1 protein-coding gene is annotated in these 1,148 nt (G+C 32.1%); it reads right to left on the bottom strand.

Features of this window, described 5'->3' with window-relative positions; translation table 11 throughout:
- Positions 1-284: 284 nt before the first annotated feature.
- Positions 285-707 carry a hypothetical protein gene (locus ESY88_RS20680; RefSeq protein ID WP_147088601.1) on the bottom strand — a complete coding sequence of 141 codons (423 nt, stop codon included), beginning with the start codon at positions 705-707 and terminating at the stop codon, positions 285-287.
- Positions 708-1,148: the final 441 nt, after the last annotated feature.

The following is a 1,148-nucleotide window of genomic DNA, read 5'->3' as shown; positions in this document are numbered from 1 at the left end:
TTCGAACTTGTGGATTCGTTAATTGGTCGTACGCAAAAGATGTTATTTGATTCGGAAATAAATTTGAAGCAATTCGGACTAAAAGTTTTTTCATATTCTCAATGTTTTTTTTAGCTTGTTGCTAACGTGTTTGTATATGAGCTGTGGCGTGTTAAAGCACGAACCTCTACAAATATAAACAAACTTTGGGAAATCCATAATTTTTCCAAATAGGCACAGACCCAGCCATAGCTTATATACGGTGTTGCCAGCAGTTTTTCTATTCAGTTTGGTTTATTTATTTATCAATTTACTTCAATTATAAATCCAGATGCTCCTTTTGATTTTTTATAATTATTCCACTCAAGAGAATCCAAAACTTTATCTCCTTTGGTAAGAATCAAAGAGTCAATTCTCGATAATTTCTGAAAATATCTCGGCTGATTTAATTCTTTGGGAATTTCTCCAAAAGTCAGCGTGTAAATTAATCCTTCGTTATTTTTTTTCGTTTTAACAATTTCATTGGAATAGAAACTATAAAAAATCGAATTTTGGAATATTGCTAAAACTCTTTTTTTGTAATAGCTGTTTTTTAAATCATTCTCCACATAGAATTTGACATCTCCAAATTCCGTTTTTTCTTTTCCGATTAGTTCTTTATTTGCTGAACAAGAAACTAAAAAAGCAATTACGATAAAAGTTACTAATTTCAGCGGTTTGTTTTTCATTCCGTTTCGTTTTTCCGTCCAATTATTTAATTCAAGCTATATTTTCAGTTTCGCTCAATTCAATCTGTCAATATTTTACCTAAAATTCAAAAAAAAATTCGGATTTCGAGTATTTTTTAATTTTTCAATTCAAGTTACGATTTTTCTTAAATTGCTGGCAACGCTCTTGAGTATGATTAGTTGCGTGTCTCAAGCGCTAATTTAGCAAATAAAAACGAACTAGCGAATCCGCGAGGGTTTTCGGAAGAAGAACAGGCCTAGCAATTAATTATACGCAATGTTGGCTAAAGTAGTTAGATGATTTTGAAATTTTTGAAAATGTTCCGTTGGTGCAGTGCGTAAGAGTGAGATATGCTTTGGCCAATTCATGAGTTTAAGTACAATTCGATTTAGCAAGCAAGTCGGCAAGTGAGCCTAATTCCGTCACTATTTGGTCATCGT

Origin of the sequence: Subsaximicrobium wynnwilliamsii (genome assembly GCF_007997225.1) — a bacterium.
In the GTDB taxonomy this organism is placed as follows: domain Bacteria; phylum Bacteroidota; class Bacteroidia; order Flavobacteriales; family Flavobacteriaceae; genus Psychroserpens; species Psychroserpens wynnwilliamsii.
This window is presented reverse-complemented; position numbering and strand designations above follow the sequence as displayed.